Here is a 22,098-nt window from a genome sequence, read left to right as displayed (position 1 = left end):
TATTATATTCTTGTTGCTAGACCAAGAATGATCTATACAATTGCTTACATTTAATTTTATCAGAGGAAATACTGAAAATGGGACGTATTTTTATATCAGCCGCTCATGGAGGCAGAGAAGCTGGAGGGATCGATCTAGGTGCGATCGCAGGTGGTACAACTGAAGCTAAAGAAATGATTCTGCTGCGGGATTTGATTGTCACCGAACTGAGGGCGCGGAATTTGGAAATTTTGGCAGTTCCCGATGACTTGAGTGCCGCCCAAACCATCACCTGGATCAATTCTCGCGGCCGCCGAGGTGATATTGCCTTAGAGATTAAATCTGATGCAGCTAACAGCCCTTCTGTGCGTGGGGCTAGCGTCTTTTATATTTCGAATAATAGCGATCGCAAAAGCAATGGTGAACAGTTGCTAGTGGGATTATTGCGCCGCGTCCCCCAATTACCAAATCGGGGAGTCAAGCCAGATACAGATAGTGGATTAGGTAGTTTAGCATTCTGTCGCCAGACAACGCTTCCAGCTTTGGCAATGCAAGTAGGCTTTCTCAGCAATCCAGAGGATCGGGCTTTGCTGCAAAGTCGTCGCCGCGATTTTGCTTTAGGAATTGCTGATGGATTGGTAACTTGGAGTCGTGCGATCGATCCTACTCCTGGCACTCCAGCCGAAGCAAATTACCCACCAATTAATATTAATATTAATGGACAAAAGTACTCAGAGCAAGGAATATTAGTTAATGGCAATGCTTACATCCCCATTGATTTAGTAGATCGTCTGCGAATTGACCTTTCAAAAGCAGCTAATGTTAATCGAATTACCTATCGCAAAATAGTTTATATTAAAGCAATAGAACTCCGAGATTTTAATGTTGCGGTTAATTGGGATGCTGCAACTCGGACTGTCAGTTTGCGCTCCAATTTGATTGTTTGCCCTGGTCAAATGGAACGAGTGATGTCAAATGGTAATACTTCAGAAATACAGTTGCAATTATTCCTCAGAAACAATAACGAAAATGCTTTGGCAAAGTTTCCTGATATTCCCAAACTTTATCGGGAAGAAGCAGGGATAGAGGGAGTAAACTATGATATTGCCTTTTGCCAAATGTGTGTAGAAACTGGATTTTTACGCTTTGGTGGTGATATTAAACCTGAGCAAAATAACTTTGCAGGTTTAGGTGCGATCGGTGGTGGTTCAGAGGCTGCATCTTTTCCAAGTGCCAGAATTGGAGTGAGGGCACACGTCCAACATTTGAAAGCTTACGCCAGTTTAGAACCTTTGGTACAAGAAGTAGTAGATCCAAGGTTTCGCTTTGTTACACGTGGAATTGCAACATTAATCGATCAACTATCAGGGCGATGGTCAGCAGATTTAGACTATGGTGCCAGGATTTCAGCAATGCTTAAACGATTATATGAATCAGCAGGACTTCTTTGAGTGTTGATTAAATAAACTTGCACTAATTACTTGAAACCTTTCCCCATTTATGCCCTTTGCGGTAGCCTGCGGCAAGCCGCTCCGCGTCTACGTTAAAAAAATTGACTTTGGCAAAGATTTTTAGCCTTAAATGAACTGTATTGGCTTATAACGCAATACGCTTGAGTTAAGCATTTCTCTTTTCTCTCTGTGTCCTCTGCGCCTTTGCGGTTCGTTAAAAAATTGACTTTGATCGCAAAGTTTTAGTCTTAACTGAACCGTATTGTTATATAAACTTGATAGCAATTAAGAAGATAGACTGTGATTGTCCCATCTAGTAGTAGAGCATTATTAACAAGTCATAACAGTAGTTTGAGCTTTACCAGCCTTGCAGAACTATCAAGTGAAAACTTACTTGCAGAAGTCGATCTTCATCGGATTGTAGCAAGTTTAAAGCTCAGGCAAAACAAAAAAGCATCGATGGGTCAGTTTCTCACTCCCGCCTCAGTAGCAGAATTGATGGCTGGAATGTTTAATAGGCTTGATTTACCTGAAATATCTTTGCTTGATGCTGGAGCCGGAATTGGTTCATTACTAGCTGCTTTTGTAGCAAAAGTGTGCCAGCATCGACAACATACGTCAAGTTTGTGTGTTGTAGCTTATGAAATTGACCCTTTTCTAATCGGATATTTGCATCAGACTCTAGAGCTATGTAAGAAGGAATGTCAACGTGTGGGTATTTCCTTTAATTACGAAATTCGTGAGACTGATTTTATCGAAGATGCAGTCAGGCTACTTCAGATTGGTTTATTGAATAATGCAAAGGCAACAGAATTTACCCATGCTATTCTCAACCCGCCTTATTTAAAAATTAATGCTAATTCTAAGGTGCGGAAATTGCTGCATTCCATAGGTTTGGAAACTAGCAATCTTTACACCGGTTTTATGGCAGCTACAGCCCAACTTCTAAAACCAAGTGGGGAGTTTGTAGCGATTACCCCGCGCAGTTTTTGCAACGGGCCGTATTTCCGTGACTTCCGCACAATGTTTTTAGAGATGATGGCTTTACAACAAGTACATCTTTTTGAGTCGCGGCAAGAAGCATTTAGTGACGATGATATTTTGCAGGAAACTATCATCATCCAAGCTATAAAACAAAGGCAAAAATCTAGCAGCGTCATCATCAATACCAGTTCTGGGGCTAATGATGACTTGATAATGTCACAATCTGTACCATATACAGCCTTAGTTAATCCCAACGATCGAGAGCAGTTTATTCATATTATTCCAGATAAGATTAGCCAGCAAATTGTTGAGCGAATTGAAATTTTTCCCTGCACTTTGAAAGATTTAGGGCTAACAGTTTCAACCGGACGGGTGGTAGATTTTAGAGCAAAAGAGTACTTAAGAGCAAATGCAGAAAACAATACTGTTCCTTTAATTTATCCGGTGAACTTAGCAAATGGATATGTAGAACACCCAAAAATTACCAAAAAGCCTCAAGCGATAGTTTCCCTAGAAAAAACAGCCAATCTTTTGATCCCAAATGAGCATTATGTCTTATGCAAAAGATTTTCATCGAAAGAAGAGAAAAGGCGTGTTGTCGCAGTGGTTTATGATGCCAATCAATTTAATTATGCCTATGTCGGTTTTGAAAATCACTTGAATTACTTTCATCAAGATGGACGGGGACTTAGCCTTACCTTGGCTCGTGGGCTTGCTGTTTATCTCAATTCAACCCTAGTTGATGCTTTTTTTCGGTTGTTCAATGGGCATACTCAGGTAAATGCAACAGATTTGCGAAAATTAAAGTACCCTAATTTGGAACAGTTATTGTCTTTAGGGACAGAGATTAAAGAGCAGTTTCCTTCTTTGCAGGAAATTGATGAACTTATAGAAAATCAGCTACAGAATATGTCGAATCTGTCAGAGAATAATCCAATTATAACCAAGTCCCGAATTGATGAAGCGCTGCAAATATTGACACAATTGGGATTTCCCCGAACACAACTGAACGAACGATCAGCTTTAACTCTCCTAACGTTGCTTGGCTTAAAACCGACAGATTCTTGGCAATTAGCAACTTCTCCTTTGATGGGAATTACGCCGATAATGGACTTTATGGCTCAACATTATGGCAAAACTTATAAGCCCAACACACGGGAAACAGTTCGCCGCCAGACAGTGCATCAATTTCTGGATGCAGCTTTGATAGTTGCTAATCCAGATAATTTAAGTCGCCCTGTTAATAGTCCAAAAACTGTATATCAAATTCAGAACAGTGCGCTCGAACTCTTACGAACCTACGGTACTGAAGAATGGGAAAAAAGCATCTGTACCTATCTTGCTTCAGTTGAAACTTTGAAAAAGCAGTATGCTCAAGAACGAGAAATGTCCCGTATTCCGATAGTAATTGATGGAGCAATTAAAACTTTATCGCCAGGTGGGCAAAATATTCTGATTGAAAAAATTATTAATGATTTTGCCCCTCGTTTTACACCTAATGGAAAGCTCATCTATGTTGGCGATACAGATGAAAAATTCGCCCATTTTGATGCAGCAACCTTGACAGATTTAGGCGTTAACATCGATTCTCATGGCAAAATGCCAGATGTAATTATTCACTTCACAACAAATAACTGGTTGGTGCTGATTGAAGCTGTAACTTCACATGGGCCAATTAATCCTAAACGGAAGAAAGAACTTGAAGTCTTATTCAGAAATGCCGAAATCCCTCTGGTGATGGTAACAGCATTTCTCAGCCGTAAGGCAATGGTGGCATATCTGGCAGAGATTGCTTGGGAAACAGATGTTTGGGTTGCTGAAGATTCAACTCACCTAATTCATTTCAATGGCGAATATCTATTACAGGCTTACCAAATAGAAAAGAAGTAAACTTCTTGAATCTAAGTAAGTTGGCGTAAATAATTGTTGTTGGGATAAGGCAATAGGCAATAGGCAATAGCTAGAAGGGTTTTAGGCTAGTTCATTTTCCTTTACATAGTTTGATGTTATTGTGCCAACTTACTTATCTCAGTTTATTTTCTTTTATATTTTAGTGCCCGTGTTAAATAGGTCAGTAGAACGGGCATTATAAAGTGTCAGTTGAAAAATTTGAAATGTCCTTGTAAGAATGTTCATATCTTCCACTGCTTTGACAGAAGCTGATTTGGAGTCAGCGATTGTTCGCAACCCACTGATCGTTTTGCCAAGTACATCTGTGATGGCGGCGATCGCTCAGATGAGTGGTAGTCGCACTGTGTGTTCATCTTCAAGAGAAGCAGATATGGAAATTGAAGCCAGGCATCTTGAGGCGCGATCAAGTTGCGTGTTGATTGTTGAAGGGAATCAGTTGTTAGGGATTTTTACTGAACGAGACGTGGTTCGACTCAGTTCTCAAATGCGAAAACTAGAGAATCTGGCGATCGCTGATGTCATGGCACATCCAGTCATTAGCTTACACCAATCTGCATTTACCGATCTGTTCTTAGCTGTCAATTTACTCCAGCAGTATCGGATTCGCCACTTACCCCTGCTTAATGAACAAGATGAAATAGTTGGACTATTGACTCATGAAAGTTTGCAGCAATTGTCACGTCCAATAGACTTGCTGCACCTGCGCCTAGCGGAAGATGTGATGACTTCGGAAGTGATTTGCGCTGCTCCAAGTGTCTTTATGCTAGCTATTACTCGTCTGATGGCAGAAAATCGGGTGAGTTCAGTGATACTTGTAAAAGAAAGAGTGGCACAAGGTCAAGTCATACAAGTACCAATTGGGATTCTGACAGAGCGAGATATTGTCCAATTTCAAGCATTAGAACTGGATTTTGGACATCTCCAGGCAGAGGTTGTGATGAGTACGCCAGTTTTCTCAGTCAGCCCTGAGTACTCTCTGTGGAGAGTTCAAGAGCTAATGCGGCAATACTTAGTCAAGCGGATAGCTGTGACTGGAACTCAAGGAGAGTTATTAGGAATCGTCACTCAGACCAGTATTCTGAAAGTACTCAATCCAGTCGAGTTAACTAATTTAGTTGGAGTATTGGAATATCAGGTAAATCGATTAGAAGCAGAGAAATTAGCACTGCTGAAAAATCGCAACGCCGAATTAGAGGAGCTAGTCCAGCAGCGTACAGCTACACTCAAGGCAAAAGCAGAGCGGGAACAATTAATTGCAACTATTGCTAGCCAAGTCCATTCTTCGCTCAATCTACAGGATATTCTCGACACAACAGTTCAAGAGGTGCGATCGCTCTTAGATTGCGATCGCGCGATGATCTTGCAGTTCCAACCTGACTGGAGCATGGTTGTGGTGGCAGACTCAGTAAAGAATGGTTATGTTTCTTACCGGGGTAAACAGATTGAGGATACCTGTTGTGCTACTGATGTGTTTGATCTATATCACCATGAAGGAATTCGAGTTGTGTGTGATATCTACACAGTACAGATGAGTGATTGCCATCGAAAACTACTGGAAACGTTGCAGACTAGAGCCAAAATTTTGGTTCCAATTATCCAAGATGGCAACCTGTGGGGACTCCTGAACGTTGTTGAAAGTCTTGCTCCTCGAATTTGGGAAGCTGAAGAAATCTCTCTAGTGCAACAGCTTTCGACCCAGATGGCGATCGCAATTCAACAAGCTACTGCTTACCAGCAGCTTAAAACAGCAGAGAATGAATTGCAACAACAAAACTTGCGATCAAAATTGTTAGCCAATGTCACCCTAAAAATTCGTGAATCTTTACAAATTGATGAAATCCTCAAAACCAGCGTTACAGAGGTGCAAAAGCTTCTAAAGACAGACCGGGTATTAATCTTCCAACTAGAATCAAATTATTCGTTAACGGCGCTGCAAGAGGCAGTGTTCCCCAACTTTCCCAAAGTTCTGGGAGAGAACATTTTCGACCCTTGTTTCACAGAAAATTATATTCAGAAATACCGTGAAGGACGGATACAAGCTTTTACTGATATCGAAAAAGCGAATATCCAACCTTGCCACATTGAATTACTACAAAGATTTGCTGTTAAGGCTAACGTTGTTGTCCCCATTATGCTCAAACATGAACTTTGGGGATTGCTCATTGCCCATCAATGTAGTCATTCTCGACAATGGATAAGCTGGGAAATTGAACTTTTAAGAGAATTAGCTAACCAAATAGGCATTGCTTTAACTCAAGCCAAGTTACTAGAAGCCGAAACCCTGCAACGACAAGAACTTGAAATTGCTCGTCAACAAGCAGAATTGGCTTCGGAAGCCAAAAGTAGTTTTTTGGCGAATATGAGCCATGAAATTCGCACTCCCATGAACGCTGTTTTGGGAATGACTGGTTTGCTATTAGAAACTTCTTTAACACCAGAACAAAGAGATTTTGCAGAAACAATTAGTGTCAGTGGGGACGCGCTTCTATATCTCATCAATGAGATTTTGGATTTATCCAAACTGGAGGCTGGGGAAATGATGCTTGAAACCCTGGATTTTGATTTATCCACTTGTGTTGAAGAAGTTTTAGAATTGTTGGCTCCTCAAGCCCATCATAAGGGATTAAAAATTGCCGCCTTGATTCATCGCAATGTCCCTACTTATCTTCAAGGAGATGCTAATCGCTTACGGCAAGTTCTGATGAACCTGATAGGTAATGCTATTAAGTTTACTAGTACTGGTGAGGTGGTGGTACGAGCAGAATTGCAATCAGAAAATTACGCTACACCTACGATCCAGTTCTCCGTTACAGATACGGGGATTGGCATGGCATTACAAGACCAAAGTAAACTTTTTCAACCATTTACCCAAGTTGATGCTTCTATTACACGTAAGTATGGTGGTACAGGTTTAGGATTAGCTATCTGTAAACAGTTAGTAAATTTGATGGGAGGAGAAATTCAGGTTGAAAGTCAAATAGATAAAGGATCGAAATTTTGGTTTGAGTTACCTTTTACCAAACAGCATCAACCTGTTTATCATAATCATGAACGTGAACTTTTAAATCAACGGCACTTGTTAGTCGTAGATGACAATGCAACTAATCGCAAAATTATCTATCATCAAGCTACCCGTTGGGGGATGCACGTAGATGAGGCTAGTTCTGCAACTACGGCTTTACAAGCCTTACAGCAAAGTGTCGAGCAGGGAGTTCCCTATGATATAGCTGTGATTGATATGCAAATGTCCGAAATAGATGGGATGAATTTAGGGATACAAATTAAAGCAAACCCTGTCATTGCTGATATCCCTTTAATCATGTTGACCTATACTAATAAAACAGATGAAGTGCAAAGGGCGCTAAACATAGGATTTACTAGTTATTTGGTCAAGCCAGTGAAGCCATCGCGATTACTGGAGACGATCGTGAATATCTTAGGAAGCCAAACAAAACTAGATGACTCTCATGTTTATAGAATTGAGCAACCGTTTGTGCCAATACAGGTAGAAGCAATAAATGATTCCACTAAACCCAAGTTAAAATTGTTGCTAGCAGAAGATAATCTTGTTAATCAAAAAGTCATCCTCAAGCAGCTTCAGAATTTAGGCTACAAAGCTGATGTTGTCGCCAATGGTCAAGAAGTTTTGCAGATATTAGATAAAATTCCTTACGACTTGATTTTCATGGATTACCAAATGCCAATTTTGGATGGTTTGGAAACAACAAGAGAAATTCGTCGTCGTTCAGCAAGTTCATTTGCTAGCCATCGGCAACCTGTGGTTGTTGCTCTTACTGCTAACGCTATGGCAGAAGACCAACAAAACTGTAGAGATGCAGGGATGGATGACTATTTAAGTAAACCAGTAAATAAAAAAGATTTAGCAGTAGTACTAGAGCGTTGGAATGAAATAATTATTACTTCTGAGGCAGTTATGATTCCAGAACCCGCATCTACTAATCAAGATAGTCAAAATAGAAATTTAATCGACCAAATAATTGATTGGGAATACTTACATCAACTTTCAGATAACGATACAGAGTTAGAGTTAGAATTCTTGCAACTGTTCCAAGAAGATAGCCAAAGTCATTTAGAGTTTACCAAAACTGCATTCGCTGCTCAAGACTTTCAACAAATTGCATGGGAAGCTCATCATCTCAAGGGTTCTAGTGGGAATATGGGAGTTACAATTATGCAGAAATCAGCAGAAAAACTAGAGCTACTGAGTCGTAAACATGAGATTGCTGGCATGGACAATTTAATCGCAGATTTGGAAGATTTTATCAACCGAATTCAAGATTTTTTAATCAAGACAAATGTTGATAAGTTGACTGATAAATAGACAATACAAACTTAAAAATTCAAGCTTAAAAAATAAATTTTAACCTGTTTCCCTATTTATTATAGTTTTCCTCTAATTCTATAGTAGTAGACGTATGTTGGGTTACGCAAAGCCTCCACCCAACCTACAATTTTTTTGCAACATTTTAGCCTTGACACGCTACTACTAGCGCTTTTGGAAAATAATTCCTATTTTCTCTGTGTTCTCTGCGCCTCTGTGGTTCAATAAATTACTTTTAAACCGCAGAGGTACGAGTAGAAAGCAGAGATTTTAGAAGTTACATATCTTGCTTGTATATCTCTAATAATTTTGGAATGTAATCATACCCATCTACACCGATAACCGCAATGATTTTAGGGCGATGTTGCTGCAAGAACTTTTGGAAAGCTTCTGCCCCAATTTGACCCTGCAAAATTGTTAGTAAACCTGCTGCTTGCCGCCACTCATTAGAAGCAATTTGCTCCAAAAGATACATTCCCAAACAGCCTGTGTAAACGGTTTTTTCAGAATTTTGGAGATGATAATAAGCTTCTGCTAAATAAGCTAAGTTCCGCCCTTGAAGATACAAGTCACCGGAAACTTGGGCTGTTTTAAAGCCATCCTCCAAATATTTAATTGCAGTTTGGTGTTCTCCAATTACTAGATAAGCGATTCCTAAGCTGCTGACACATAAAGCTTTACTTTGAATATCGCCTAATTTTTCTGATAATTTTAAACCTTGTTCCAAATAATTAATTGCGGCTTCATAAGTTTCAGGTTCTAGATTCTCCAGTTCTTGAGCCTGCATGACTTCGCTGTAACCTAAATTTACCAGCGCGTTGGCTTCCCCTGTGCGATCGCCTGCTTGCCGACTCAATATTAATGCTCGTTGGCTGTAGTTAATTGCTTCAGCATAGTTTTGCTGTTGCACGTAGGTACGGCTGAGGTGGTTGAGATTGGCTATTTCACAGGCGCGATCGCCTGCATTCCTGGCTATCTCTAACGCCTGCTGATGAAAATCAATTGAGCGCTGGTATTGCCCCAAAGCACGCTGTGAATAACCTAAAAGCGTCAAAATTCGCGCCTTTTCTTGGGTTCCTTCGCCTCGTCGCAATGGTTCATCCAAATAATCGAGGGCATCTCGTAAATAAGTGCCAGTAAAAGAGGCAAATATCCCGCCGTAAAAAGGAAAATATGGACGCTGGGCAAATGTTCGCAAAATCTGGAGCATGATTTGAGAACACGCATCGGCGTATACTGTGCCAATGCTTGCAAAACCACTTGCTAATTGACTCCAAATTACTGCAAAGGTCAAAAAAGTCGAAATGGACAACTTTGGCCCGGCTTTAACATCGTAAGCTTGTTGGTCAAACCAGTTAATTAGCCCCCGTTGCAAGAACTGTAAAATTAATGCCATTTCCACCCAATCTCTCAGGGTGATTCCCCGTTGTCGCTGGGCAAACTCAATTGCCGATTCTTCCATCGCTAAGGTGCGAAGCAGTGCTTTGGGTAACTCACTATTGAGTTGTTTCGCCCAACTTGCCCAAGGGCCACGTTCTCCCGGTACACCGCCAAATCCTAAAGCTTCTTTTTGCTCGTACATCCAACTGAGCAAGTTGTCTTGCAATCGCTGCCAAGAAGCTAAACCACGGGTAATCCCTTCAGAAAATTGTTCTAAATCGCTATCTGCCTGGGCAAATTGCTGTAATGCTTTTGATAATTGCTGTAACTGTTGCAAATTTAGCGGATACTTCTGATTTGGGTCAGTAATCCGTAAAAATGTCGCCAGTCGCTCGTCAGAGGGGGCTGTGGTAATTTCTGTAACTGCGGAAGCGATCGCTTCTGTGGTTTTGTTTTGCTCTTGCCAACGTTGCCATTGACTTTGAATGGTCTTAATAGCTCTCAAACTGCGAGTAGCTTTGGCTTTCTTGAGTTCGTCTTTTTCACTATCTACTTGGCTTTGGAGAGCATTCAGGCGATCGCTCAAAGCTAACTCAAATACCTCCCCTGTACCGGAAGTAATGCCTTTAAGCAGCATTTGGTACACCATCTCAACAGAGCTAATTTTGCCCTTGAGGGTGGTTTCAACAATTTCATCGATTAAGGCAATATAGCGATCGCGCAATGGCAGAGAATCTGACACTTTAGCTACTAAGAAACGTCACGTCAATTCTAATTCTATAGGACTTACGCATTGACAAGAAATACCAAATATGGATTAACGTTAAAAACCATATCTTTCGTAAGGGCACAGCACAATACGGTTCGGTTAAGGCAAGAGACGCGATTAGTAGCATGTCATCAAAAAACCGTTAACGAGTATTTGAACCGGATGAATCCACCTTTTATATCCGTCGCCGAGTATTTGAACCGGATGAATCCACCTTTTATCTCCGTTAACGAGTATTTAAACCGGATGAATCCACCTTTTATCTCCGTTCACGAGTATTTGAACTAGATGAATCCACCTTTTATCTCCGTCGCCGAGTATTTGAACCGGATGAATCCACCTTTTATCTCCGTTCACGAGTATTTGAACTGGATGAATCCACCTTTTATCTCCGTCATCGAGTATTAAAGGCTCATTAATAAGCCTTTAATACTCGTAAACCATTATAAAAATTCATCAAACAAGGCAAAAGTAAAAAGCAAAAGAAATATTAAATTCATCTTTAATTTTTACTTTTTAATTTTTAATTTTTAATTCTTCAAGTGCGTCCAGTGAGGTTGGCAACTACAACTGCTAACTCGGCGGGATTTACTGGCTTGGGGACGTGGAGTTGAAAGCCTGCTAACAACGCTTGCGTGCGATCTTCTGCCCTAGCATAAGCTGTCAGGGCCACTGCTGGAATCCGCCCTCCTTGGTCTGTTGGTAGCGCCCTCACTTGACGAATTAGTGCGTAGCCATCTTCTTGTGGCATACCGATATCGCTCACCAGTATATGGGGGCGAAATTGTTGCAAAGCAAGTAGGGCTTCACAAGCAGATGCAGCTGCTATGACTTGCGCCCCATACTGTCCCAGAATGGTGGTGAGTAAATGACGCGCGTCTGGCTCATCATCAACAATTAGCACTCGCAAGTTATCTAATCTCGGCAGGTAATTATTAGCCTCTGGGACATCCACCAGAGATGAAGGCGGCTCTGCTGTATTAGTCTCTACATAAACGGCTTTCATCGGTAGATTGACAATGAATGTCGCTCCCTGTCCAATTCCTAGACTTTCGACAGAGACTGTGCCACCGTGTAATTCTACCAAGTGACGGACGATCGCTAACCCTAATCCTAGTCCGCCATGCGATCGCGTGCTGGAACTGTCAGCTTGACGAAAGCGTTCAAATACATGGGGGAGGAATTCGGCAGCAATTCCCGCTCCCGTATCACTCACGCGAATTTGCACGGAAGATTCAATCCGCTCTAGTTGCACATCAACTGTTCCGCCCTTGGGTGTAAACTTGACGGCGTTGGAGAGCAAGTTCCACACAACCTGTTGCAAGCGGTTGGTATCACCCACAACTACCCCAACTTCAGGATCGAATCTACACTTGATGTTAATCTCTTTAGCCTCAGCTGCTGGGCGCACAGTATCGATTGCCGCCTCTACAAGTGGTACAAGTTTTATCCGATGGATACTGAGATGAAGTGTGCCTCTAATAATCCGTGACACATCTAGGACATCTTCGATCAGTTGCGTCAGGGATTTAGTGTTACGCTCAATTGTTTCTAGCGCCCGCGCAGTAGTAGCCTCATCAAACTTACGATTTCTTAGTAGCTGCGTCCAACCCAATATGGCGTTTAAGGGTGTGCGGAGTTCGTGGGAGAGGGTGGCGAGAAACTCATCCTTCATCCGATTTGCTGATTCTGCATCAGCGCGTGCTGCTTTTTCGCGCTCAAGCAGTTGTTCGCGTTCTTGCTCTGCTTGCTTGCGATCGGTAATATCGAGCATAAACCCATGTAGTAGCTGCGGCCCATTCTCATCCCGCACGACATTAACAATGTCATACAGCCACACAACTCTGCCATCAGCAGCCAACATTCTGTATTCAAATTCGTAATTATTCAGTGACAGCGAAGATTCTTGGCAATATTGAATAACCCACTCGCGATCTTCTGGATGTATATGTTTTGCCCAGAAATCATCGATATACCAGTCTGATAATGGATAGCCAAGAATCTCAACGGTTTGCGGCCCTACATAAGTAAAATTTCCGTTAGTGGCATTCACTTCCCAAGGAATTATGCGGACTTTTTCGGTGAGCGTCTTTAACCGTTTCTCGCTCTGTTTTAGAGCGAATTCTGCTAACTTGTGAAGTGTAATATCTGTGATTAGGGCAACAAATCCTTCAACTTTTCCTTGCTCACTAAACTGGGGAACGTAACTCACATTTATGTAATGGTTTGTGCCATCTTTATGAGGTAATTGGGTTTCATAAGTGACTTCCTCTCCAGAAAGTACTGCTTCTACATAAGGAAGAATTGACTGATAAACCGACTCTCCCAGAATTTCTCTAATGTGTTTACCATAAATTTCGGAAGCGGGAAGCCCAAACCAGTCTTCATATCTCTTGTTATTAAAGCGATAACGCTGCTGAGTATCAACATAAGAAATCTGGACGGGCACAGCATTTGTAATTAGCCGCAGTTCATTTTCTCGTTGACACAGTGCTGCTTCTGCTCGCTTGCGTTCTGTGATATCGCGTTGAGTTCCCCATGCTCTGACTAAAAGCCCATTTTCGACAATTCCCACCAGATTATTCAAAAAATATTTGGAATTACCTTGCTTATCTATTTCGTGAGACTCTGCATCGATTAGTCGGTAATTAGAACGGATAAAATTACGCAGGTATGCAATATTATGTGGATCGGAGGGAATGAGAAAATCTCCTAGTCTGGCGTTGATAATTTCTTCGGCACGAGAACAGCCATACATCTGTGCCATTACATTGTTGCATTCGGCTAAGTAAACATATTGATAAAAATTTTGAATTTGTTCATCTTCTGGACAGTCTGCCGAAATTGGTACTTCTAGTTCAATGCACCAAATACCTTCTGAACTCTGCTCTAAAAAAGCGCGGTAGCGTTCTTCGCTTTGGCATAGGGCAAGCTCTACCTGTTTGCGATCGCTTAAATCCAGTACAAAAGAGATAATATCGTTAGGATTATTTTCTAACAAAGCAGAACCTAACAGGATGGGAACGCGAGTGTTATCTTTGCGGATGCATTCGTTCTCAAAAGGCTGACATACACCTTTGGCTTTGAGTTCTGCGTAGGCATAGCCCGCTGTAGGCATCGCACTGTTGTTTGCTTCAATAAATTTTGGTGGGATCATATCGCACCATCGAACCCGCCCTGCAAGTAAATCTTCTTGCGAATAACCTACCATTCGTAAAAAAGCATCATTAGCTTCTGCGATCGCTCCATCCATATTGGCTACAATTACCCCAATAATGTTGGACTCTACCAACCTTCTCAACTTTGCCTCACTCACTTTTAACTTTTGCAAACTCATTTGAAGATGTTGTTTGGCAGTGCGTAACTCTGAGTTTAGCAAGCTGATGAATGTTGTCACCAGGACAAACAAGCCTAACCGTTTTATGTTGTCTAGACTCGCAACCGAGAGCGAAAACACTGGCTCTAAGAAAAAATAGCTAACAGTCAAAGTAGACAAAGCAGTAACCAGCAACCCTGCTTCCATACCACCATACCAAGCACTAACCGCCACGGCAGCAAAAAACAGCAGGAAAATAGTTGGTTTCAGTAGTGGCTGTAGCAATAGTGTTAGTAGCAATGCGCTACCAACAGCCAATAGTGCAACAGCATAGGGCGCTAGAAGGGAACGTGTTCCTTTCAATGTGGCTTCTCCTTTTATGCAGCTAGCTAAAGGATTATTCCCAAAATCAGCTAGAGAATGCGATGCGTTAGCCAGTCTGCGTTCGCTTCTAGCGTCTCGTAGAGAGCGTCACAGCCCGTCGTAGACATCGCTCAATATTTATTATGCATCGAAATAATACACATTAAAGCAGTTATGTGCTGTGAATCTATCTAAAGGATTAAAGCTTAGTTTTAGCAGAGGTTAAATAGCTAATATTTATCGCTCTAATTATATATTTTATATTTCTCTGTATCCGTCAAACAGCATACTTATATTAGTTTTTTAAATTAACTTTTTTTAGGATATAAGTCATCATTTCTCCTTTGCCTTTAACCTGAATTAAACCTCGTTTATCGAATAAGTATTTATCTTTTAAAAGCTGATAAGTTGCTTCACAGACCTGGATACTACCGGCTATTCCATGTGATTCCATTCTACTAGCAGTATTTACTGTATCTCCCCAGAGATCGTAAGCAAACTTTTTCAGACCAATCACTCCCGCTACAACTGGACCTGTACTAATGCCAACACGGATGCTAAATAATTGATTATTTTCTACATTAAAGATAGCTATAGCATTTTGCATATCCAACGCCATATTAGCTATTGCTGAAGCATGATCGTTAGACTGATTTGGCAATCCGGCAACAGCCATATATGCGTCGCCAATAGTCTTGATTTTCTCTACTCCGTGAAGTTCTGCTAATTGGTCAAACAAACAGAATATTGTATTTAATAACTCAACTAATTCCGTAGGAGATGTACGAGCTGAAAGCTCTGTAAAACCAACAATATCGGCAAATAATACCGTAACTTCCATAAAACTATCAGCAATAGTTGTAGGCTGTTGTTTTAATTGTTCTGCAATCATCCCTGGCAAAATATTTAGTAGCAGCCGTTCCGATTTTTGCTGCGCCAGTTCCATTGCTTTACGCGCATAAAATTCTTTTTTTCGCAAGCGTTCGTATAAAAATACAGAAAATACACAAATTATGCAAGTCCAAAAAAAGTATAATCCTTGTTCAGCATAAAAAGCTGATGGATTCTTCAATATAGGATTATATAAGAAATATAAGGTTAAATAGCAAATTATTGTTCCAAATTGAGATATTAAATGCATCCACCATTGAACTGGTATAATTGTAGCCTGAGTGAGAAACATCAGAGTCCAAATATTGCTTCTAGGTTCCAAATTATTAAACAATAAAGCTATATCAATTTGGACAACACAAGTTACAGCCCAGCATAAACTCAAAAAAATTAAATCAGGATGGCGACGACCGATAGGAGTTTTACATAAACCCCAACAAATAAGAGTGAATAATTCTACGACAATCCCAATTTTAAAGGCGTATATCTTGGCTTCTAGATATGAATTTTCCCAAAGGGAAAAAGCGATTAAAGTCAAGCCAACTACTAGCATAATTTGCGCCTGCAATTGTAGCCGTTTCAGTAGAAAGCTCTGTCGCTGTTCTTTGTAGGATTCGGCAAGGTTATTGTTGGTTTGCCGATTGGACATTCCGTGACTAATGAGCGCATCTAGTTGGGTTTTATCTGAGTTACTTGGATGAATCATGCACTTTTTGCGTTATTAGTAATCAATAGACTAGGGAATGGGGCATGGCGAATGGAAAATTACCAACCAATGCCCAATCCCCCATACCCAATCCCCAATTCCCAATTCCCAATCCCCAATTCCCAATTCCCAATTCCCATAAATGGCTCGTACCCCTACACTAAATTTTGATCGTGGCACATTAATTTTGCATCCACCACCACGCGGCAAAGGTTGGATGGATTATGCTACGTGGGATGATAGAGTTGAAAAATTCCGCATTCCAGCAATTAGATACCGATCGCTAGTAGAAGCACTACAAGCGGAAGATGTGAATTTTATCGATGAGGCCAAGCAATTTTATCCTGTAGATTTGGTTCCGACTTTGGAAATGGAACCCTATCCACACCAGACTGAGGCGTTAGCGGCTTGGAAACTGGCGGGTAGGCAGGGAGTAGTTGTGCTTCCCACGGCGGCGGGAAAGACTTATTTAGCGCAAATGGCGATGCAATCAACGCCGCGCACGACGCTAATTGTGGTGCCAACTTTAGATTTAATGCATCAGTGGTATGCACATTTGGTAGCAGCTTTTCCCGATGCTGAGGTGGGATTGTTGGGAGGTGGTTCGCGGGATAGAACAGCTATCTTAGTTGCAACTTATGATAGTGCCGCAATTCACGCCGAAACCTTGGGAAATCAATATGCACTGATTGTTTTTGATGAATGCCATCATTTACCGACAGATTTTAATCGGGTTATCGCTGAATATGCGATCGCACCTTATCGTCTGGGACTCTCTGCTACACCAGAACGCACTGATGGTAAACACGCTGATTTAAATATTCTGATTGGTGAAGAAGTATATCGCAAACGCGCCGAAGATTTGGCGGGTCAGGCGTTAGCAGAACATGAAATTGTCCAAATTAAAGTAAAGTTATCGCAACTTGAGCGAGAAAGATACAATCAACTCATTCAAACCCGCAACGACTTTTTGAAGCAATCAAAGATTTCTTTGGGGAGTCTACAAGGTTGGCAAATGTTCGTGCAAATGAGTGCTAGATCGCAATCTGGACGTAGGGCGATGTTAGCGCACCGGGAAGCGAAAGATATCGCTTTGGGGACTGATGGGAAGTTGCGAATTTTGATTAATTTATTGGCAGAACATTATCCAGCAAGAATTTTGATTTTTACTGCTGATAATGCAACGGTTTATCGCATTTCTCAAGAGTTGCTAATTCCGGCAATTACTCATCAAACTCCTGTGAAGGAACGGCATGAGATATTAACTAAGTTTCGAGAGGGTAAATATAATACTTTGGTTGCTTCTCATGTGTTGAATGAAGGCGTTGATGTACCTGCGGCTTCTGTGGCGATTATTTTATCGGGGACGGGTTCGGCTAGGGAGTATACTCAGCGATTGGGAAGGATTTTACGGAAGGGGAATATTGAGAATAAGCAGGCGATTTTGTATGAGGTGGTGGCGGAGGATACGAGTGAGGAAGGAACTTCGGCTAGGCGGAGAGGGGAGAGGAATAACGAACCGCGAAGGCGCGAAGGACACGAAGGGAAGAAAGAGAAGGAAGGGAAGTTACAGGTTGTGTATGGGAGTGGGAAGGAACGGAGTTTGAAGGCGGCGGAACAGTTAGAAATTAATTATTCAACGGGAAGTTCAAAATCTAAAATCCAGAATTCAGATGTTACCGACAGATTTACTGATGCATCGCCAAAACGGGGAGGAGATCATTCCGAAGAGACTGAAGATTGATCGGGGAACTTCGGAGTTGGCGATTGAGTTAATTAATTATTTTCAATCAGCAGTGGGTAAGACTCAGGGTGTGCTTGAGCGACAATTGACTGATTTTGAAGGAGATTCTACAGATTATCGGGTGAAGCGAGGGTTAGCTTATATTCTCAAAAGCAGTTTTTGTACTTTTGAGGTGGTTAGTCCTTTGGAACCACAGATGTTAAGAGAACGGGTGTTTTCGTTGGCTGCAAAGTCTGTTTCTAGTCGAGAATCAACCCAAGTTACTCTAAGTAAAATTGCTGATGAGTTAACTCAAGAACTTGAGCGGGAAGTTTTATTAGAACAGGTTCGGAATGGGTTATATGCTGATTTATCTGAAAATAAAATTTTGACTGTTTTCGATGCACCGACAGCGCCAGATGTGTTAAATCGATATAACTTATCTCAGGTACAGGGTGTATTTTACAAGGCCAGTCAACTGGTGTTAAATGCTCATCGCAATGTTCCAGGTGAATATAAGCTGTTATTTCGCTATCTAAAGTTGTTTCAACTAATGGCTTATATTGAAGGCGATGCTGACCACGGATTTACAATTACCATTGATGGGCCGACGAGTTTGTTTAATCCTAGTACACGATATGGGTTAGCGATCGCTAAACTTATTCCTGCTTTACTTCACGTTACTAAATGGAGTCTTTCTTCCATTCTCCAAACCCGCGATGCTTATACAAATAGTTGGAAAACTGGACGTTTCACCCTCAATTCTGAATGTGGTTTAGTATCCCACTATCCGCCCGGAAAGCCTTACGATAGTATGTTAGAAGCATCCTTTGCTGATAAGTGGGATGCTTTGAAAAGCGGTTGGGCATTAGAACGAGAAGTTGATTTAATACCGATTCCCGGTAGTGTGATGATTCCCGATTTTCGCTTGGTGCATTCTGATGGACGCACTTTCTTATTAGAAATTGTTGGTTATTGGCGGCCAGAATATTTACAAAAGAAATTTTCTCAGGTGCGGCGGGCTGGACGTGATGACTTAATTTTGGCAATTTCTGAACGACTTAATTTAGAAAAAGCGGGAGTAAAATTAAATGATGTCCCCGCCAGAATTGTTTGGTTTAAAGATAAGTTATTGCCGAAAGCTGTCTTAGCTGTAATGGATTGATTATGGGGAGTGGGAACTAGGTACTTGCTATTGGATATTTCAGGAAAAGTCTTCCCTCATTCCCAGTCCCCAATCCCCAGTCCCTACTTAGAACGGCGCGATGCGGACGAACGAGCCCCAGGCTTCTCGCCATTAGTCGCGGGTGGCGCTGCTTTACGTTTAGCCGATGTCCGTGGTAACGGTTTAGGAGTCCGAGGCGATCGCTTTTCACCTCCAGATTTGGGTCTGTGTTGCCGTCCATTGGGGATTGGTTCGGCCGTTGTATCGGGGTTAGGGCCAAAGCCAGCCACTACTTCCCTTGGCAAACGCTGCTCAATCAGTTTTTCAATATCTGTCAATAGACTGTATTCATCTACGCACACCAGCGATACGGCTTCACCTGACGCACCAGCGCGACCAGTTCGCCCAATGCGATGAACATAATCCTCCGGTACATTAGGTAGATCGAAGTTGACTACATGGGGTAGTTCGCTGATGTCAAGACCTCTAGCAGCAATGTCTGTCGCCACTAATACCTGTAAGCTACCATTCTTGAATTTTGCCAGAGCATTGGTACGCACCGGTTGGCTCTTATTCCCGTGGATTGCCAATGCTTGAATGCGGTCTTCACCCAACTGCTTAACTAAACGGTCAGCGCCATACTTAGTACGAGTAAACACTAGCACTTGATACCAATTATCTCGCCGAATTAGGTGAGCAAGTAATTGACGTTTCTTGTCACGATCTACTTGGTAAATTTTTTGGGCAATTGTCTCGGCGGTGACGTTGCGGCGTGCCACCTCAATCATCTTCGGATTATTGAGTAGTCCGGCGGCTAGTGCTTTAATTTTGTCCGAAAAAGTAGCGAAGAATAGCAAATTTTGTCGTTTTTTGGGCAAAAGTGCAAGGATGCGGCGGATATCATGGATAAAGCCCATATCCAGCATCCGATCTGCTTCATCTAGAACTAAAACCTCAATATGTGACAGGTTTAGCGTGCCCTGCTGTACGTGATCCAGCAGTCGCCCTGGAGTAGCCACCAAAATATCTACTCGGTTCTTCAAACGCTGCTTTTGCAGATTAATACCGACTCCGCCAAACATCACCATCGAGTTTAGCTGCAAGTATTTGCCATACTCGCGCACGCTTTCTTCCACTTGGGCGGCGAGTTCACGAGTCGGGGTGAGAATCAGTGCCCGGATCGGGCGGTATCCATTAGATGTAACTTTGACGTTCTTTTCGGACGATAACCGATGTAGAAGTGGTAGGGTAAAACTAGCGGTTTTTCCAGTGCCAGTTTGTGCCCCAGCTAGTAAATCGCTACCCGATAAGACGGCAGGAATCGACTGTATTTGAATTGGCGTAGGTTCGGTGTACCCTCGCTCTGTAACCGCACGGATAATTTCATTGGACAAGCCGAGAGTAGAAAAATTCATAAAACTCCAAAAGTAACATCGGCCTGTCGCCAATGGCGGCGTCAGTCTTAGGCGGACGGATAAAAAAGTCTTGAAAGGCTGGATGGGCAGTAACGCAAAGACTGAAGAGCGAGTGCCACAGTCACACATTCTAACAGAATGTAGCCCATTGTGTGGTTAAAGTTGCTCTGATTCAGTGTTGTGTTAAATTAGCATTACTTGGGATATAAAGTATTGAACAATTAGGAGAAATTCGTTATCGCAATCCAAAAGCAACTGATTAATTCACAAATCAAGTCACCTCATGTCTTCTTGATTGACCATGAGAATAACAATCGTGGTCTAATCGACACCAATGAGGCGCTACAGTTAGCCGAGAGCCTAGAGCTTGACTTGGTTGTAGTCTCTCAAGGCAAAGAGGCCCCAATCGCCAAAATCCTGAATTATGGCAAGCTTCAGTATCAAAAGAAAAAACGTCAGAGCCAGAGTGCTAGACCTACGGTAAAAGAAGTTCGTTTCGGTTTAAACGTGGGTGTGGCTGATTACAATTTACGTATTGAAAAAGCAGTTGGGTGGTTGAGTAAAGGCGATTCGGTGAAGTTTGCCATTCGTTTACGAGGCCGAGAACATCAATATCGTGACCAAGCAGGAGAACTGCTAGACAGAATTGCAAAAGACCTCAGTCAAGTAGGTAAAATCCAGTCACTGGATAAACGCTCACTAATTGTTCAAGTCATTCCTGCCTAGTTAATCTTGCGATCGCTGGAGGATGTATTTGTGCCAGCTTTTAAAACTCCCACGGCCATGAAAACATTGCTATTGCTCGTTTTCAGATCAAGCCGTGGGATTTTAGCTCAAAGCTCAGAAACCAAAAAAGCCAGAGGATAGGCAACAGCACTCCATCAGCTAAGAATGGGACATGGCCAATCAATCGGCGCATTTAGTGATTAGATGTGTCAACGCATCAATCAGGCGATCGCTTTCCATTGGTATAATGTCCCTCCCATGCATCACATCTTGAGTAATATGAAAATGCACCAATGCCCCTAAGAGAATTCTTGCTGTTGCCTCTGGGTCAGGTATTTTTAGCTCAGGAGCAGCCAAGTATTGAGTGAGAGTCTCCGTTACTGGCTTAATCATGGCATGAACACAAATTTGAGCTAACTCAGGAAAACGACCAGATTCTCCTATTAATACTCGCATAAATGCACTATGCTCTTGGTCGCTATTCATCAGTTCTAATGCTTTGGTTCCTATACCACGCAGTACGGCTCTTGGTTCTCCCTCAATGGGTACTGTGCCAAATATAGAGTTGTTCTTTTTGCTTGCTAGTCGCTCTATCAGAACTTTAAAAAGTCCTTCTTTATCTTGAAAGTGGCTGTAGACTGTCGCTTTAGAAACACCAGCCGCTACTGCTACCCGATCCATACTTGTACCAGCATAGCCATTTTGGAGGAACTCCTGCATTGCCCCTTGCAGAATTTGCTCTACTTTATCAACCGAATTATCTCGATCAACTTCGTCAGTTTTAATGCGTACCATTTATTAATCATCCTCTCTTATAAAGAATTTTAATGATTTAATCGGCATTTAATGCAGGAGACAGGAGTTATTTTTTTCTCCAAATCCCTCACTTTCCTTGCTTGATCCCTGTGTTCTTGTTTTCAGTTTTCATTTTGGTGGGGAAGGCAGGGAAAACTGTTTAATTGCCAAGTTGGACTTTT

At 41.9% G+C, this 22,098-nt stretch carries 12 protein-coding genes; 7 read left to right on the top strand and 5 right to left on the bottom strand.

The window, feature by feature from the left end; genetic code table 11:
• Nucleotides 1–77 precede the first annotated feature (77 nt).
• The 3 genes from ACFFRD_RS35060 (at nucleotide 78) to ACFFRD_RS35050 (ending at nucleotide 8,667) form a co-directional block, all read left to right on the top strand.
• Nucleotides 78–1,430: an N-acetylmuramoyl-L-alanine amidase gene (locus tag ACFFRD_RS35060; protein WP_392480528.1), complete on the top strand. Its 1,353-nt coding sequence runs from the start codon at nucleotides 78–80 to the stop codon at nucleotides 1,428–1,430.
• Nucleotides 1,431–1,730: 300 nt separating this feature from the next.
• On the top strand, nucleotides 1,731–4,304 hold the full coding sequence (locus ACFFRD_RS35055; protein WP_392480526.1) for a BsuBI/PstI family type II restriction endonuclease: 2,574 nt from the start codon (nucleotides 1,731–1,733) through the stop codon (nucleotides 4,302–4,304).
• Nucleotides 4,305–4,542: 238 nt separating this feature from the next.
• On the top strand, nucleotides 4,543–8,667 hold the full coding sequence (locus tag ACFFRD_RS35050; protein WP_392480524.1) for a response regulator: 4,125 nt from the start codon (nucleotides 4,543–4,545) through the stop codon (nucleotides 8,665–8,667).
• A gap of 277 nt (nucleotides 8,668–8,944) precedes the next feature.
• On the opposite strand, the gene ACFFRD_RS35045 is transcribed toward ACFFRD_RS35050, so the two are convergent.
• Entirely contained in the window at nucleotides 8,945–10,789 is a 1,845-nt protein-coding gene (locus tag ACFFRD_RS35045) for a tetratricopeptide repeat protein (protein ID WP_392480522.1), read from the bottom strand.
• Between the two features lie 51 nt (nucleotides 10,790–10,840).
• Here ACFFRD_RS35045 and ACFFRD_RS35040 point away from each other — a divergent pair, with 51 nt between their 5' ends.
• The gene (locus tag ACFFRD_RS35040) at nucleotides 10,841–11,104 is read left to right on the top strand and encodes a hypothetical protein (protein WP_392480520.1); all 264 of its coding nucleotides are present in this window, start codon (nucleotides 10,841–10,843) and stop codon (nucleotides 11,102–11,104) included.
• 250 nt (nucleotides 11,105–11,354) lie between these two features.
• Here ACFFRD_RS35040 and ACFFRD_RS35035 read toward each other — a convergent pair whose 3' ends face one another.
• Both ACFFRD_RS35035 and ACFFRD_RS35030 read right to left on the bottom strand, forming a co-directional pair.
• Entirely contained in the window at nucleotides 11,355–14,495 is a 3,141-nt protein-coding gene (locus ACFFRD_RS35035; RefSeq protein WP_392480518.1) for a PAS domain S-box protein, read from the bottom strand.
• A gap of 295 nt (nucleotides 14,496–14,790) precedes the next feature.
• A complete protein-coding gene (locus ACFFRD_RS35030; RefSeq protein WP_392480516.1) occupies nucleotides 14,791–16,092 on the bottom strand; it encodes an adenylate/guanylate cyclase domain-containing protein in 1,302 nt (433 codons plus the stop codon).
• 142 nt (nucleotides 16,093–16,234) lie between these two features.
• Here ACFFRD_RS35030 and ACFFRD_RS35025 point away from each other — a divergent pair, with 142 nt between their 5' ends.
• Complete coding sequence (locus ACFFRD_RS35025; RefSeq protein WP_392480515.1) at nucleotides 16,235–17,836, top strand: DEAD/DEAH box helicase; 1,602 nt, start codon at nucleotides 16,235–16,237, stop codon at nucleotides 17,834–17,836.
• On the top strand, nucleotides 17,766–18,980 hold the full coding sequence (locus ACFFRD_RS35020; RefSeq protein ID WP_163930778.1) for a DUF790 family protein: 1,215 nt from the start codon (nucleotides 17,766–17,768) through the stop codon (nucleotides 18,978–18,980). The genes ACFFRD_RS35025 and ACFFRD_RS35020 overlap by 71 nt, the downstream gene beginning before the upstream one ends.
• An 83-nt stretch (nucleotides 18,981–19,063) precedes the next feature.
• Here the strand turns inward: ACFFRD_RS35020 and ACFFRD_RS35015 are convergent, their stop codons facing one another.
• Nucleotides 19,064–20,395, bottom strand: coding sequence for a DEAD/DEAH box helicase (locus ACFFRD_RS35015; RefSeq protein ID WP_114081309.1), 1,332 nt, complete (start codon nucleotides 20,393–20,395; stop codon nucleotides 19,064–19,066).
• A gap of 291 nt (nucleotides 20,396–20,686) precedes the next feature.
• Between ACFFRD_RS35015 and infC the strand changes: the two genes are divergently transcribed.
• Nucleotides 20,687–21,121: a translation initiation factor IF-3 gene (gene infC / locus ACFFRD_RS35010; RefSeq protein ID WP_012409964.1), complete on the top strand. Its 435-nt coding sequence runs from the start codon at nucleotides 20,687–20,689 to the stop codon at nucleotides 21,119–21,121.
• A 180-nt stretch (nucleotides 21,122–21,301) separates the two neighbouring features.
• Here infC and ACFFRD_RS35005 read toward each other — a convergent pair whose 3' ends face one another.
• Nucleotides 21,302–21,916: a TetR/AcrR family transcriptional regulator gene (locus ACFFRD_RS35005; RefSeq protein WP_392480513.1), complete on the bottom strand. Its 615-nt coding sequence runs from the start codon at nucleotides 21,914–21,916 to the stop codon at nucleotides 21,302–21,304.
• Nucleotides 21,917–22,098 lie beyond the last annotated feature (182 nt).

This window comes from Nostoc sp. C110 (genome assembly GCF_043099725.1).
GTDB lineage: Bacteria > Cyanobacteriota > Cyanobacteriia > Cyanobacteriales > Nostocaceae > Nostoc > Nostoc muscorum_A.
The sequence above is the reverse complement of the archived record's forward strand: the minus strand, read 5'-3'. Positions and strand labels throughout refer to the sequence as shown.